A 13,496-nucleotide genomic window follows, 5' to 3' on the forward strand; every position below is an offset into this window, starting at 1 on the left:
AGGTCGCGATGTCGACACAGGCTGATATCATCATCCGCAATGGCAAGGTCCTGACGATGGACGACGCCAATCCGCGGGCCGAAGCGCTGGCGATCGCCGGCAACAAGATCGTCGCGGTCGGCAGCGAGGCGGATGTCGCCGCCCTGTCCGGCCCGGCCACCAGGGTCATCGACGCCGGGGGCGGCACCGTGCTGCCCGGCTTCAACGAGGCGCATCTGCACATCTTCGGCGGCTCGGTGGAGTTGTCGGAACTGTCGCTGTTCCGCGTCAAGGGTTTTGACGCCCTGAAGCAGAAGGTGCTCGAATACGCGGCCGCCAACCCGGATCTGGCGCTGATCATCGGCCAGAGCGCCGACTACACCATCATTTCCGACGAGGAACGCGTCACCCGCCATCATCTCGATGCCATCCTGCCCGACCGACCGCTGCTGATCTTCGCGCCCGATCATCACACCGCCTGGGCCAATACCATCGCGTTGACGAGGGCCGGCATCCTCGAGGGGCGCGACGTCGGCATCGGCAACGAGATCGTCATGGCCGAGGACGGGCTGGCGAGCGGCGAACTGCGCGAATCCAACGCCATCCGCCCGGTCTCGGCGCTTGGCAAGACCGGCGGGCGTGAAATGCTTGGCGTCGGCACCGGCGGCGAGCCGGAAAACATCACCGCCGCCGACCGCGCCGCCGACAAGGAGGTGCTCAAGCAGGGCATGGCCTATTGCGCCTCGCTCGGCCTCACCTCGATCCAGAACATGGACGGCAATCTCTACCAGCTCGAACTCATGGACGAGATCGAGAAGGAAGACGGCCTGCCGGTGCGCGTGCGCATTCCCTTCCACATGAAGAACTTCATGCCGCTTTCCGACCTGGAGACCAACGCCGCCGCCTGGCGCGCCCGCTTCCAGACCGACCGGCTGAAATGCGACTTCGTCAAGATGTTCATGGACGGCGTCACCGAAGGCGAGACCGCCGTCTTCGTCGATGATTACAGCCACAAGCCCGGCTGGAAGGGCGAGCCGCTGTTTTCACAGGAGCATTTCAACGAGATCGCCACGGCCGCCGACAAGCTCGGCCTGCAGATCGCCGTCCATGCCATCGGCGACGGCGCGGTGCGCATGGTGCTGAACGGCTACGAGGCCGCCGCCAAGGCCAACGGCAAGCGCGACAGCCGCAACCGCGTCGAGCATGTCGAGGTCATCCATCCCGATGACATCCCGCGCTTCGCCGAACTCGGCGCCGTCGCCTCGATGCAGCCGGTGCATCCGCCGGGCAGCGCCGGCCTGCCGACCGAGCCCTATCTCACCTATATCGGCGAGGAACGCTGGCCCTACGCTTTTGCCTGGCGGACGCTGGTCGATGCCGGTGCAGCGATCGTCTTCGCCACCGACTGGCCGGTCTCGCCGCTCGACCCGATGAACTGCATCGAAGCCGCCATGACCCGCGACGTCTGGAAGGAGGGCATGAAGGACGAGCGCCTGTCTCTGCATGAAACGCTGGCGGCCTATACCAGGGCCGGCGCTTACGTCGAGTTCATGGAAGACCGCAAGGGTGTGCTGAAACCCGGCTATCTTGCCGACGTCGTCGTCCTCGGCGGCGATGTCGAGGCGGTGGCTTCCGCCGATCTCGCCGGCGTTCGCCCGGTGAAGACCATCTGCGACGGCCGGATCACCTTCGAGGCATGAGCAAAGCTTGAAACAGGAGCCGCCCCCTCAAGCGGGGGCGGAGGCACTTCAATGTTACGATTTCTGATCTTTCACGCGGAGCAGCCCCCCGGACCGGGGTAGAGCGCCCGCGCGCCCTCATATCCGCCCTACGGATGGCGGACGGCGCGCAAACCTTCGCGTTTTTCAGAAATCGAGTGCGATTTCCGGCCCTGGCAAGGGCCACTCATCCGGGGCGGGCGTGACGAGACCCCGTGCCCGACAGGGACAATCGGACTTTTAAAACTGGTGCCTTATGGACAACATGACCTATGCGCAGGAATTCCTGCAGGATAATCCCGATATCGAAGTGCTCGAAGCCTTCGTGATCGACGTCAACGGCGTGCCGCGCGGCAAGTGGATCCCGCGTGAGCGGGCGCTCGACGTGCTCACCAAGGGCATGGCCATCCCCCGCTCCGTCTACGCCCTCGACGTCTGGGGCCGCGATGTCAACGCCGCCGGTCTGGCCGAAGGCACGGGCGATCCGGACGGGATCTGCTATCCCGTTCCCGAGACGCTGTCGCGCGTTACCTGGCTCAACCGTCCCACGGCGCAGGTCATGCTGTCGATGAAGAACACCGACGGCACAGGCTATTTCGCCAATCCGCGCCAGGTTCTCGCCGACGTGCTCGATCGTTATGCCAAGCTGAAGCTGACGCCGGTGGTCGCCACCGAGCTGGAATTCTACCTGATCGACCATGTGCGCTCGGCGCTCGATCCGGTGCGTCCGCCGAACACCCGCGAAGGCCGCTGGCACACCGGCCAGACGCAGGTTCTGTCGATCTCGGAACTGCATGATTTCGAAAACGTCTTCCACGACATCTCGCTCGCCTGCCGGGCGCAGCAGGTCGCCGCCGATACGACGCTGCGCGAAAACGGCCCCGGCCAGTACGAAATCAACCTCAACCACGTTCCCGATGCGCTGCGCGCCGCAGATTTCGCCGTGCTGCTGAAGCGCATCGTCAAGGGCGTGGCCCGCAAGCATGGCTATGACGCCACCTTCATGGCCAAGCCCTATGGCCAGCAGGCCGGCAGCGGCATGCATGTCCACTTCTCCGTGCTCGACGAGCATGGCAACAACATCTATGTCGGCCAGGACGGCCCGTCGGATGCGCTGATGCATTCGGTCGGAGGGTTGCTCGCCAACATGGGCGAGAGCATGGCGGTGTTCGCGCCGCACGCCAATTCCTATCGCCGCCTGCGCCCCAGCGAACACGCGCCGACCTATGCCTCCTGGGGTTTCGACAACCGTTCGGCGGCCGTGCGCGTCATCACCACCCCGAAGGCCGCGACCCGCATCGAGCATCGCGTGGCCGGCGCCGACACCAATCCCTATTTGGTGCTCGCCATGATCCTCAACGCGGCGCTGGCCGGCATGAAGGAAAAGCTCAACCCCGGCGGGGCGATCACCGGCGACGACCATGCCATCAGCCATCAGCCGCTGCCGACCAACTGGGATTATGCCCTGCAGCAATTCGCCAGGTCGACCTTCGCCTATGCAACGCTCGGGCCCCGCTACCGCACGCTCTACACGGCCTGCAAGCAGCAGGAACTCTCCGAATTCTCCTTCCGCGTCACCGATGTCGAGTATGACGCTTACATCAGGACGGTATGACATGAACGCCCCCCTTTCCGCCACCAGCATCAATCCCGGCCACGCCGCCTCCTGGTATGCCGCCAGCGCCAACGACCACACGCCCCGCCCGGCGCTGGAGGGCACGCTGGAAGCCGATGTCTGCATCATCGGCGCCGGCTTCACCGGCATTTCCGCAGCCCTCGAACTTTCCGAGCGCGGCTACAAGGTGATCGTGCTCGAAGCGACCCGCGTCGGCTTCGGCGCGTCCGGCCGCAATGGCGGCCAGATCGTCAACGGCTACAGCCGCGACCTCGAAACCATCGCCCGCCGTTACGGCCCGGAAAAGGCCGCCCGTCTCGGCGAAATGTCGCTGGAAGGCGGCAATATCATTCGCGAGCGCGTCGCCAAATACGATATCGCCTGCGATCTCGTCGCCGGCGGCTTCTTCGCCGCGTTTACGCCCAAGCAGGTGCGCGAGATGGCCGAGCACAAGGCCAATTGGGAAAAGCACGGCCATACCGGCCTCGAAATGGTTTCCAAGGCCGAAGTCGGCACATATGTGAAGAGCGACCGCTATGTCGGCGGCATGATCGACACGCTCGGCGGCCATATCCATCCGCTGAACCTGGTGCAGGGCGAGGCGCAAGCCGCTGAAAGCCTTGGCGCGCGCATCTTCGAAAACTCGCGCGTGGTGTCACTGAAGATGGGTGCCAATCCCGTCGTTACCACCGAGCGCGGCTCGGTGAAGGCGAATTATGTGCTGGTCTGCGGCAATGCCTATCTCGGCAAACTGCTGCCGGAAATCGGCGACCGCATGATGCCGGTTTCCAGCCAGGTGATGGCGACCGAGCCATTGCCGAAGGATCTGATCGAAAGCCTGCTGCCGGCCAATTACTGCGTCGAGGATGCCAATTACGTGCTCGACTATTATCGCCGCACGGCCGACAACCGGCTGCTCTATGGCGGCGGCATCGGCTATGGCGGCCAAGATCCGGCGGACCTCACCAGCGTCATCCGTCCGAACATGCTGAAAACCTTCCCCGAACTGTCGCGCTTCCGCATCGAATACGCCTGGAGCGGCAATTTCGCGCTGACGCTGACGCGCATTCCGCATATGGGCAAGCTGTCGGACAATGTCTATTTCTCGCATGGCGACAGCGGACACGGTGTCACCACCACCCATCTGCTCGGGAAGATCCTCGGCGAGGCGGTCGCCGGCCATTCCGGCCGCTACGATGTGTGGAGTTCGCTGCCGAACTACCCCTTCCCCGGCGGCAAGACGTTTCGCGTGCCGCTCACCGTGCTCGGCGCATGGTGGTACGGGATGCGCGACAAGCTCGGCATCTAAGCCTCACATATGCGAGCGGGCCTCGACGGTCCGCCGCAAGCCCTCATCCAGCGAAAAGGGCGGAGCCCAGCCCAGCACCCGCTTCGCCCTGCCGGCATCGACGACCAGCGAGCCGAACAGGCGGCGGGCGATCGCGCCTCGGCCGATCAGGCCGGCGGCAAGCCGCATCGCGAAAAGCGGCACCGGCAGCAGTTTCGGCGCCGGCTTTCCGGCGGCGCGCGCGATGCGGGAGACGAGCGCGCCGGTCGAGGGCGCTTCGTCGTCGGCGGCGAGGAAGACGGCATTGGCGGCGTCCTCTTGCGTTGCCGCGCGGCAGAGAAGATCGGTCAGGTTTCCGACATAGATCAGCGAGCGGGCATTTCTGGTCCGGCCGAAGGGTAGCGGCCAGCCTTTCAGCGCCAGCCGCATCAGCCGTTCGAAATTGGCGCCGACGCCGGGTCCATAGACCAGCGGCGGGCGGATGACGGTGATCTCCATGCCACTGCGGCGGCCAAGCGCGAACAATGCCGCTTCCGCCTCCAGCTTGGTCTGGCCATAGGCATCCTCGGGTGCGGGCGGCATGTCCTCGGTGAACGGCCGGCCGGGCGGCGTCTCTTCACCATTGACCTTGATGGAACTTAGAAAAACGAAACGGCGCACGCCTGCAAGCACCGCCTGTTCGGCAAGATTGACCGTCGCCTCGACATTGAGAGCGCGATAGGCGGCAAGCGGATCGCTTTCCGTCTCGTGCATGACATGGGTGCGGGCGGCGAGATGGATGATGGTGTCGATGCCGGCCAAGGCCTCGCGCCAGTCGGTAGCAGCGGTGAATTCACCGACGTCGAGGAAACCATCCAGAGGCCTGCGGCTGACGGCGCGGAAAGCCAATCCCCGCACGGCGAGATCGCCCAGAAGGGCGCGGCCGACAAAGCCGGTCGCGCCGGTGACCAGGATCATGCATCCGCCTCCTACTACATTTCCACCCCTGCATAGATATAGGCGGGCGGAAATTGTCGAGCGGAAACTACTCCAGGACCGGTTTTTGCGCGCGCTTGCCGCCGATGCCCGTCGCCAGCAGCGAGCCGCCGATGACCAGCAGGGCGGCCAGGCCGAGCGTGATCGTCGCAGGCGCCGCGCCGGTCGCCACCAAAAGCGCGGTGGAAATCAGCGGCGCGAGATAGGAGAGCGCGCCGAGCAGCGGCAGATGCCCATGCTTGGTGGCGTGATCCCAGGCGAGAAAGGCCAAGCCGACCGGGCCAAGGCCGAGCGCGACGATGGCCAGCCATTGTTTTGCATCCGGGGCGACCGTGGCTTCGAACAGCAGATGGCAGACCCCGCCGGCCAGCGCCACCGCGCCGCAGATGCCGACGATCATGCCGCTTGGCGTACCCTCGAAACGACGATTCAGCACCGAATAGCCGGACCAGGTGAGCGCGCAGGCAAAGGCGGCGAGATAGCCCGTGACCGCACCGGTGCCGCCGGCACCGCCGTCGCGGCCGGTGATGATCAGCACCGTGCCGGCAAAGCCGAGCACCGCGCCGATGACATGCCGCGCCCGCAGCCCTTCGCCCGGCAGCAGCGCCGAGAACAGCACGATGAACAGCGGCCAGAGATAGGCAACGAGGCTGGCCTCGGCGACCGGCGCCGTTTGCAAGGCATAAAAATACAGCGCGTGATAACCGAAAATGCCGATGAAGGCGGTGAGCCACGGCGCCAGCGGCTGGCGCATTTCGGCAAGGGCCGCGCGACCGCGCAGCGACAAGAGCGCAAAGCCGCTGACGAAGGCGACGGCAAAGGTCAGCGCCATCAGTTCGAAGGGCGGCAGCGCCCCCGCCGTCGCCGTCAGCAGCGCCAAGGCCGCCCAGAGAAGAATGGCGACGATGCCGATCAGGGTCGCGCGCGACCGTCCCGCCTGTGTCATGAATGCTTTCCGTTCGTTTTCGCTTCCCTCAGCCCATAGGCCGGTTGCGCCGAGGCGGCTAGGCGAAAACTGCCCGATCCTATGCAGAACCCGCCGATTGCACGCGGCGGAAAGCAGCGGGTGTGAGGCCACGCGACTGGCGCAGGCGGCGCGTCAAGCCGCTCTGGTCACCATGGCCGGTCAGGAGGGCGATTTCAGCAACCGGGAGCCGCGTCGTGGCGAGAAGCTCCAGCGCCCGGTCGAGGCGTATCTCGATCAGCGCCGCATGCGGCGCCATACCGTGTTCGGCGCGGAACAGGGCGTGCAGCCGGGTTTCGCTCAGGCCCGCCTCGCGAGCGATGTCGCGGATGGTGATCGGCTGGTCGAGCCGGGCGCGCATGAAAGCAAGCGCCCGGTCGAGCGCACCGCTTTCATTACCCGCCGGCCCGCCCGTCAACGCCGCATGGAACAGGCCGCACCAATGGGCGCGCAGCGGACCCGCGACGGCATCCGCCGTCATGCTCCCAAGAAAATCGATGAGGCTCAGCACTGGCTGGCCGATGGGGAAGAAGGCGGCGCGCGCCAGCCGGTCGAGGGCTGCCTCGCCAAAGGCGGGATCGCTGGTATCGAGCACCACGAAGCGATTTCCGCCCTCGGCGCGAAAGGCGTGGCGGGTGCCGGCAGCGATGAAGGCCGCCTGCCTTCCCTCGACCCGCCCGCCCCGTCCGCCGATTTCCAGCTCCAGCGCGCCGTGGCGCGGCAGCACGATCTGGTGGAAATCGTGGCAATGCAGCTTCGCCTCGCCGCCATAGCTGCGGAAGCCGAGACTGTCCTGATCGGGCGTCGTTGGGGTCATCACGGTGTCGTCGGGTTGAGGTTGGCGGGTTCTATAGCATGGCAGGCGGATGCCGTAAAATTCCGCCCCGCCGCATTCAGTTTTCAGTTGGCCTGTCCTACATAGGGTGCAGCAACGCAGAACGAAAAGGCGCATCCATGACCTCCTCTCCCGTCGATCCCCAGAAACTGGACAAACTCGCCGAAGTCGCCGTCAAGGTCGGCCTGCGGCTGGAAAAGGGGCAGGATCTGCTGATCACCGCGCCGATCGCCGCCCTCCCGCTGGTGCGGTCGATCACCAGGCACGCCTACAAGGCCGGCGCCGGTCTCGTCACCACCTTCTATAATGACGAGGAGGCGACGCTCGCCCGCTACGCAAACGCGCCGGACGAAAGCTTCGACCGCGCCGCCGGCTGGCTCTACGAGGGCATGGCCAGGGCATTCGAGGCCAATACCGCGCGGCTCGCCATCGTCGGCGACAATCCGTTGCTGCTCTCCGGCGAGGATGCCGCCAAGGTGGCGCGCGCCAACCGCGCCAATTCGACCGCCTACAAGCCGGCGCTGGAAAAGATCGCCAATTTCGACATCAACTGGAACATCGTCTCCTATCCCAGCCTTTCCTGGGCGCGGCAGGTGTTTCCCGATCTGGGGGAAATCGAAGCGCAGCAGACCTTGGCCGATGCGATCTTCGCCGCCTCACGCGTCGATGTCGCCGATCCGGTCGCGGCCTGGGAGGAGCACAATGCCGCACTCGCCAAGCGATCCGCCTGGCTGAACGGGCAGCGCTTCTCCGCCCTGCACTTCACCGGCCCCGGCACCGACCTGACGGTCGGCCTTGCCGACGGCCATGAATGGCATGGCGGCCAGTCCACCGCCAAGAACGGCATCACCTGCAACCCCAACATCCCGACCGAAGAGGTGTTCACGACCCCGCATGCGCTGCGCGTCGAAGGGCATGTGTCGAGCACCAAGCCGCTGTCGCATCAGGGCACGCTGATCGAGGACATTCGCGTGCGTTTCGAAGGCGGCCGCATCGTCGAGGCGCAGGCCAGCCGTGGCGCCGAAGTGCTGAACAAGGTGCTGGATACCGACGAAGGCGCCCGCCGCCTCGGCGAAGTGGCGCTGGTGCCGCATTCCTCGCCGATCTCGAAAAGCGGCGTGCTGTTCCTCAACACGCTATTCGACGAAAACGCCTCCTGCCACATCGCCCTCGGCCAGTGCTATTCGAAATGCTTCGTCGACGGCGCGCATCTGACGCCCGAACAGATCAAGGCGCAGGGCGGCAATTCCAGCCTGATCCACATCGACTGGATGATCGGCTCCGACAAGGTCGATATCGACGGCGTCAATGCCGATGGCAGCCGCGTGCCGGTCATGCGCAAGGGCGAATGGGCCTGATCGAAACAGCAACGCCGCCGCCTGATAAAAGGCGGCGGCGCATAGGCTTACCGGGGAATGCGGCTCAATGCTGCAGCATTTCCTCGACGACCTGCTTGCCATCCAGCGAGGCCGGATAATAGGTCGGCCAATTGGTGACTTCCTTCAGCAGGGCGGCGCGATCGTCACCCCAGTAGAGATGGTAGTGATCGGCCTTTTCCGGCGCGATCTTGTGGTCGCTGAACTGGACGAAGGCAGGCGCGGCCGCGTCGCCGCCGGTCTTCTTGAAGACGAAACGGACGCCGCGATTACCCTTTTCATAGGTCAGGATTTCCTGGCCGTCGCTGGCATATTGCCCCGTGATCGGCTTTCCCTCGCGGGTAAAGGTCATCTTGTCGCCGTCGATTTCGATGCGGTCGACATCCGTCTTGTAGCCGGTTTCATAATAGGCGCGGTATTGCGCAGCGGTCTTTTCGCCGCCCTCCGCCTTGTGCTCCATCACCGGATCGAGCGTACCGTCGACGAGATAGGGATAGACCGACTGCCACTGTCCTTGCCAATCGGAGAGAGGGCGGGCCTTGACCTGATCGTCCTCGAAATAGCCGTGATAGACGTCCTTGGCGTTTTCCGAATGGCTGTGGCTGTGGGAGGCGGCGTGGACGCCTGCCGCCGGCAGCGTCACGACGGCTAGCGCCAGCAGAGCGTGGAGGGCAAGAGCTTTGGCACGGCCGGGCACGGGTGGATTTTGCATCGTCAACCTCGTTCGTTATCGGAAGAGAAATGATTGTGATTGGTAATGTAATACCATTACACTCATTCGACTAACGATCTTTGCCGGCAACTGCAACCCTGCTGCCATGATTTTTCGATATATGCGAACGCATCCGCGTTGGGAGAGGCGACCCCGAAAGCGCCAGAGCCATCCTGGGGAATCCCGGATGCCTTGGCCTTCAGTATGATGAATTCGCGCGGCCCTAGCTTCGCAGGCCCGGCGCTTCCTGCCCGGTGCGCTCGACATATTCGGTGTAGCCGCCGCCGTACTGGTGGATACCGTCCGGCGTCAGTTCCAGCACGCGGTTCGACAGTTCTGCGAGGAAATGCCGATCGTGGGAGACGAACAGCATGGTTCCCTCGAAATCGCTGAGCGCCTTGATCAGCATTTCCTTGGTGTCGAGGTCGAGGTGGTTGGTGGGCTCGTCGAGGACGAGGAAATTCGGCGGGTCGAACAGCATGCGCGCCATGACGAGGCGGGCCTTTTCACCACCGGAGAGCACCCGGCATTTCTTCTCGATATCGTCGCCGGAGAAGCCGAAGCAGCCGGCGAGCGCCCGCAGCGGCGCCTGCCCGGCCTTCGGAAATGCCTCTTCCAGCCATTGCAGGATGGTGGCGTCGCCGTCGAGCAATTCCATCGAATGCTGGGCGAAATAGCCGAGCTTGACGCTCGCGCCGATATTGACGCGGCCTTCGTCCGGCTCGGCAAAGCCGGTCACCAGCTTCAGAAGCGTCGACTTGCCGGCGCCGTTGACGCCCATGATGCACCAGCGCTCCTTGCGGCGCACCATGAAATCCAGCCCGGCATAGATGTTGCGGCTGCCATAGGTCTTGTGGACATTCTTGAGGCTGACGACGTCTTCGCCCGAGCGCGGCGCCGGCTGGAATTCGAAGGCGACCGTCTGGCGGCGGCGCGGCGGCTCGACGCGGTCGATCTTGTCCAGCTTCTTCACCCGGCTCTGCACCTGCGCGGCGTGCGAGGCGCGGGCCTTGAAGCGCTCGATGAACTTGATTTCCTTGGCGAGCATCGCCTGCTGGCGCTCGAACTGCGCCTGCTGCTGGCGTTCGTTCTGGGCGCGCTGCTGCTCGTAAAAACCGTAATCGCCGGAATAGACGGTCAGCGAGCCGCCGTCGATCTCGATGATCTTGTTGATGATGCGGTTCATGAACTCGCGGTCGTGCGAGGTCATCAGAAGCGCGCCGTCATAGGTTTTCAGGAACTGCTCCAGCCAGATCAGGCTTTCGAGGTCGAGATGGTTGCTCGGCTCGTCGAGCAGCATGACGTCGGGGCGCATCAGCAGGATGCGGGCGAGCGCGACACGCATCTTCCAGCCGCCCGAAAGCTTTCCCACGTCGCCGTCCATCATCTCCTCGGTGAAGGACAGGCCGGCCAGAACCTCGCGCGCCCGGCCTTGGAGACCGTAGCCGTCGAGTTCCTCATAGCGGGCCTGCACCTCGCCGTAGCGCTCGATGATCGCATCCATCTCGTCGAGACGATCCGGGTCGACCATCGCCGCTTCCAGTTCATGCAGTTCGGCGGCGACCACGCTGACGGGGCCGGCGCCGTCCATCACTTCCGCGACGGCGCTGCGGCCAGCCATTTCGCCGACATTCTGGTCGAAGTAACCGATGGTCACGCCCTTGTCGACGCTGACCTGGCCCTCGTCCGGCTGGTCCTCGCCGGTGATCATGCGAAACAGCGTCGTCTTGCCGGCGCCGTTCGGGCCGACAAGGCCGATCTTCTCGCCGCGATTGAGCGCGGCCGAAGCCTCGATGAACAGGATGCGGTGGCTGTTCTGCTTGGAGATGTTTTCGATGCGGATCATGGGCGACGGGTCCGGATTGTTGCGGCGCAGCGTTTCTTGCCGCGCCGATAGCATCTTCAGCCGCCGAGCGCCATGGCCAGCCCGCACGGCTCCTGAAATCCTGTCCCTAAAAGTGTTCGAAGCTTAGACGATCTTTCTACGTCGCGACGGGCATCGGGTGGCGATTGCCTCGCATCGCCCGGACCGGGCCGTTAGGTTGCGGCACTATACCGTGTTGCTTTTTCTGGAGATTTTCATGAAGCGCCTTTTGCTGATCGGTGTCGCCGCGCTGGCCCTTGCAGGCCAGGCCTTCGCGCAATCGCCTGCTACCCTGCTCAACGCCTCCTATGACGTGGCCCGCGAACTCTTCGCCGCCGAGAACGAGGCCTTCGTCAAGCAGCATCCGGGCGTCACCGTCGACCAGTCGCATGCCGGCACCTCCAAGCAGGCGCGCGCCATCGTCGAAGGGCTGGAAGCCGACGTCGTCACCTTCAACCAGGTCACGGATATCGATTTCCTCGTCAAGAACGGCTTCGTGTCCGACGACTGGCAGAAGGATTTCGCCAACAACGCCTCGCCCTTCTATTCCTTCCCCTCCTTCCTGGTGCGCGCCGGCAACCCGAAGCACATCAAGGACTGGAACGACCTCGTGCGCGACGACGTCAAGGTGATCTTCCCGAACCCGAAGACCTCCGGCAATGCCCGCTACACCTATCTGGCGGCAACCGCCTACGCCAAGGAAGCCTTCAAGGACGATCCGGAGAAGGTGCAGGCCTTCGTCAAGAAAATCTTCGACAACGTGCCGGTCTTCGACACCGGCGGGCGCGCCGCCACCACCACTTTCGTCGAGCGTGAAATCGGCGACGTCATCATCACCTTCGAGGCCGAGACCCGCTCGATTGCCAAGCAATACGGCACCGACAAGTTCGAGAGCGTCGTGCCCTCGGTCAGCCTGCTCGCCGAATTCCCGGTCGCCGTGGTCGACAAGGTGGTGGAAAAGCGCGGCTCGCGCGAACTCGCCAAATCCTATCTCGATTTCCTCTATACCGAGGACGGCCAGCGCATCGCCGCGCAGTTCGGCCACCGCGTCCACAATGAAAAGGTCGCCGCCGAATTCAAGGACCAGTTCCCCGAAATCCGCCTCGTGAATGTCGAAGACGTGTTCGGCGGCTGGAAGAAGATCCAGGCCGAGCATTTCGCCTCCGGCGCCACGCTCGACACGCTCTACGGCGCGCGCTGAACCGTAAAGGCTGTTGACAGAAACGAAACCCGGCGGCCAAAAGCGCGCCGGGTCTTTTGACGTTTAAAGCAGTTCCAGCAAAAGTGTGACGCGGTTTTGCGTCAGGAAATGCGATAAAACAAAGACATATGAGAAGGAAAGCGTCTTGAGACGGAATGTTCTGCCGGGGCTGCGGCTGTCGCTGGGCGTCACGCTGTTCTATGTCGGGCTGATCGTGGTGCTGCCGCTGGCAGCCCTCGTGTTCAAGGCGGCGAGCCTGGGACCGGCGGATTACTGGGCAATCGTCTCCTCGCCGCGCGCCGTCGCCACCTATCGCGTCACCGTGCTCTGCGCTCTGGCCGCCACCGTCTTCAACCTGTTCTTCGGGCTGGCGCTCGCCTGGGTGCTGACACGCTATCGTTTTCCCGGCTGGCGTTTCGTCGATGCGCTGGTCGACCTGCCCTTCGCGCTGCCGACGGCGGTGGCCGGCATTGCGCTGACGACGCTGTTTTCCGCCAATGGCTGGTTCGGCGCGGCGCTTGCCCCCCTCGGCATCAAGGTCGCCTATACGCCGCTCGGCATCATGATCGCCATGATCTTCACCAGCCTGCCCTTCATCGTGCGCACCGTGCAGCCGGTGCTGGAGGATCTCGATCCGGCGCTGGAAGAAGCGGCGCAATCGCTGGGGGGAAGCGACTGGACGATCTTTCGCAAGGTCATCCTGCCGCTGCTGAAGCCGGCGCTGCTCGCCGGCCTGTCGCTGTCCTTCGCCCGGTCGCTGGGCGAATTCGGGGCGATCATCTTCATCGCCGGCAACAAGCCGTTCGAGACGGAAATCACAGCACTTCTGATCTTCATCCGGCTGGAGGAATATGACTACCAGGCGGCCGCCGCCATCGCCTCGGTGCTGCTGATCACCGCCTTTTCCATGCTGGCGCTCACCAATGTCATGCAAGCGCGCGCCCTGCGCTACACGGCAAGGGGCTGATC

General features: G+C 64.3%; 11 protein-coding genes. 6 read left to right on the forward strand and 5 right to left on the reverse strand.

Going from position 1 to position 13,496, the window contains the following annotated elements; genetic code table 11:
• Positions 1-8 precede the first annotated feature (8 nt).
• The 3 genes from P7F60_RS01890 (at position 9) to P7F60_RS01900 (ending at position 4,621) form a co-directional block, all read left to right on the forward strand.
• Complete coding sequence (locus P7F60_RS01890) at positions 9-1,679, forward strand: amidohydrolase (protein ID WP_277915999.1); 1,671 nt, start codon at positions 9-11, stop codon at positions 1,677-1,679.
• 274 nt (positions 1,680-1,953) lie between these two features.
• Positions 1,954-3,312 carry a glutamine synthetase family protein gene (locus P7F60_RS01895; RefSeq protein ID WP_277916000.1) on the forward strand — a complete coding sequence of 453 codons (1,359 nt, stop codon included), beginning with the start codon at positions 1,954-1,956 and terminating at the stop codon, positions 3,310-3,312.
• Position 3,313: 1 nt separating this feature from the next.
• Positions 3,314-4,621 (forward strand): FAD-binding oxidoreductase, encoded by a 1,308-nt coding sequence (locus tag P7F60_RS01900; RefSeq protein WP_277916001.1) that lies wholly within the window; start codon positions 3,314-3,316, stop codon positions 4,619-4,621.
• A gap of 3 nt (positions 4,622-4,624) precedes the next feature.
• On the opposite strand, the gene P7F60_RS01905 is transcribed toward P7F60_RS01900, so the two are convergent.
• The 3 genes from P7F60_RS01905 to P7F60_RS01915 form a co-directional block, all read right to left on the reverse strand.
• Complete coding sequence (locus P7F60_RS01905) at positions 4,625-5,557, reverse strand: SDR family oxidoreductase (RefSeq protein ID WP_277916002.1); 933 nt, start codon at positions 5,555-5,557, stop codon at positions 4,625-4,627.
• A 67-nt stretch (positions 5,558-5,624) separates the two neighbouring features.
• Positions 5,625-6,521: an EamA family transporter gene (locus P7F60_RS01910; protein WP_277916003.1), complete on the reverse strand. Its 897-nt coding sequence runs from the start codon at positions 6,519-6,521 to the stop codon at positions 5,625-5,627.
• 79 nt (positions 6,522-6,600) lie between these two features.
• On the reverse strand, positions 6,601-7,356 hold the full coding sequence (locus P7F60_RS01915) for an AraC family transcriptional regulator (protein ID WP_277916004.1): 756 nt from the start codon (positions 7,354-7,356) through the stop codon (positions 6,601-6,603).
• A 137-nt stretch (positions 7,357-7,493) separates the two neighbouring features.
• Here P7F60_RS01915 and P7F60_RS01920 point away from each other — a divergent pair, with 137 nt between their 5' ends.
• A complete protein-coding gene (locus P7F60_RS01920) occupies positions 7,494-8,732 on the forward strand; it encodes an aminopeptidase (RefSeq protein WP_277916005.1) in 1,239 nt (412 codons plus the stop codon).
• Between the two features lie 64 nt (positions 8,733-8,796).
• Here P7F60_RS01920 and P7F60_RS01925 read toward each other — a convergent pair whose 3' ends face one another.
• Positions 8,797-9,462 carry a metal-binding protein ZinT gene (locus P7F60_RS01925; protein ID WP_277916006.1) on the reverse strand — a complete coding sequence of 222 codons (666 nt, stop codon included), beginning with the start codon at positions 9,460-9,462 and terminating at the stop codon, positions 8,797-8,799.
• A gap of 223 nt (positions 9,463-9,685) precedes the next feature.
• On the reverse strand, positions 9,686-11,308 hold the full coding sequence (gene abc-f, locus P7F60_RS01930; RefSeq protein WP_277916007.1) for a ribosomal protection-like ABC-F family protein: 1,623 nt from the start codon (positions 11,306-11,308) through the stop codon (positions 9,686-9,688).
• A 235-nt stretch (positions 11,309-11,543) separates the two neighbouring features.
• On the opposite strand from abc-f, the gene cysP reads away from it, so the two are divergent.
• Both cysP and cysT read left to right on the forward strand, forming a co-directional pair.
• On the forward strand, positions 11,544-12,527 hold the full coding sequence (cysP, locus tag P7F60_RS01935; protein ID WP_277916008.1) for a thiosulfate ABC transporter substrate-binding protein CysP: 984 nt from the start codon (positions 11,544-11,546) through the stop codon (positions 12,525-12,527).
• A gap of 145 nt (positions 12,528-12,672) precedes the next feature.
• Positions 12,673-13,494 (forward strand): sulfate ABC transporter permease subunit CysT, encoded by an 822-nt coding sequence (cysT, locus tag P7F60_RS01940; RefSeq protein ID WP_277916009.1) that lies wholly within the window; start codon positions 12,673-12,675, stop codon positions 13,492-13,494.
• The last annotated feature ends 2 nt before the right edge of the window (positions 13,495-13,496 follow it).

The organism is Rhizobium sp. YJ-22, assembly GCF_029601685.1.
In the GTDB taxonomy this organism is placed as follows: Bacteria; Pseudomonadota; Alphaproteobacteria; order Rhizobiales; family Rhizobiaceae; genus Metarhizobium.